This is a genomic window from Janibacter sp. CFPM2_SD2, from assembly GCF_057364645.1.
Map to the genome: position 1 here is coordinate 1 of NZ_JBNFOF010000329.1, position 1705 is coordinate 1705.

Genomic DNA, 1705 nt, shown 5'->3' on the forward strand with positions numbered 1-1705 from the left:
GATCGTGCTCGCCGGAGGGCCCGTAGCCGACGAGCTGCACGCGGGGGGTCGCGGGCCGCGGTCACCGAGGTCTGCACGTCCCGTGATCCCGGCAGCAGGGCGATGCCGCCCTCCGCACTACGCAGACCCAGCGGCGCGAGGTGGCGCACCGCGGGGCGAAACCCGGTGGCCCACAGGATCGCGTCGAAGCGCTCGGTGCTGCCGTCGGCCCAGCGCACCCCGTCGCGCTCGATCCGCTCGAACATCGGCCGGCGGCGCTCGTAGACCCCGGTCCGCGCCGCGGCCATCTCCTGGGGGCGCAGCGAGAGCCCGGTGACGGAGACGACGCTCGCCGGGGGTCTCCCTTCGCGCACCCGCTCCTCGACCATCTCGATCGCTGCCCGGCCGGAGAACTCCGTCGTCCACACCGGCGGCCGGCGCGTCACCCACTGCACGTGCGCGATCGTCGCGAGCTCGCCGATGAACTGCACCGCGGAGGCGCCGCCACCCACGACGAGCACGCGCATGCCGCGGAAATGCTCGCGCCCCGGGTAGGCGACGGTGTGCCACTGCTCCCCGGCGAAGTCGCGCTGCCCGGGGTAGGTGGGGACGAAGGGGTGGGTCCACGTGCCCGTCGCGTTGACGAGCGTGCGCGTCGTCCACGTGCCGGCGTCGGCGTGCACGACGAGCAGACCGTCGTCGTCGGTGACCCGCTCGACGCGGACCGGGCGCAGCACGGGCAGGTCGTGCGACTGCTCGTAGTCGTCGAACCAGCAGGCGATGACCTCGTTGGCCCGCTCGGTGCTCTCGCCGGGCGCGGGCGCATCGGGCAGGTCGGCGACGCCGTGCACGTCGGCCATCGTCAGCGAGTCCCACCGGTGCTGCCAGGCGCCGCCGGCGTGCTCGTTGGCGTCGAGCACGACGTGGTCGATGCCGAGCCGGCGCAGGTGGTGGCTCGCCGAGAGCCCGGCCTGACCGGCACCGATGACGAGCGAGTCGAAGGGGGTCACGCTGCGTCCAACGCAGGTGCGGCCGCGGTTGATCCCGGCTGCGAGACTGTCGCCATGAGTGCACACGAGGTCGCCCGGCTGCCGCGCACCGGGATCGGTGTCGACGTCCACGCCTTCGCCGCGCCCGACTCCGGGCGCGAGCTGTGGGTCGGCGGGCTGCTGTGGCCCGGCGAGGTCGGTCTCGAGGGGCACTCCGACGCCGACGTCGCCTGCCACGCGGCGTGCGACGCGCTCTTCGCCGCGGCCGGCATCGGTGACCTCGGCCAGCACTTCGGTACCGGGCGCCCGGAGCTCGAGGGGGCCTCTGGCACAAGGCTGCTCGCCGAGGCGGCCCGGCTGGTGCGCGAGGCGGGATTCGAGATCGGCAACATCGCGGTGCAGGTCATCGGCACCCGGCCCAAGATCGGCACCCGTCGTGACGAGGCGCAGCAGGCGATGTCCGCTGCCTGCGGAGCGCCGGTCAGCCTCAGCGGCACGACGACCGACGGGCTCGGGCTCACCGGTCGGGGCGAGGGTGCGGCTGCGATCGCGACCGCCCTCGTCGTCGCGGTCGCCTAGATGTACTCGGCCGTCAGGTTGTTGACGCCCGCGCTCAGCCCAGGCGCGCGGCGAAGGCCTCGGTCACCGGACGCCACGCGGCCTCGATGGCCGGCTGCGCCTGCTCGACGGCGGTCAGGGCTGCGGGCACGTCGATGCCCTCGACCTCGGGCGCCCGG

At 74.4% G+C, this 1705-nt stretch carries 2 protein-coding genes; one reads left to right on the forward strand and one right to left on the reverse strand.

The features are described from left to right. Positions 1 to 989: NAD(P)-binding domain-containing protein (locus AC2W7J_RS17970; protein ID WP_485984115.1), on the reverse strand; the 989-nt coding region annotated here is incomplete at its 3' end. A gap of 54 nt (positions 990 to 1043) precedes the next feature. Here AC2W7J_RS17970 and ispF point away from each other — a divergent pair. Then, complete coding sequence (gene ispF, locus AC2W7J_RS17975; RefSeq protein ID WP_485984117.1) at positions 1044 to 1547, forward strand: 2-C-methyl-D-erythritol 2,4-cyclodiphosphate synthase; 504 nt, start codon at positions 1044 to 1046, stop codon at positions 1545 to 1547. Positions 1548 to 1705 lie beyond the last annotated feature (158 nt).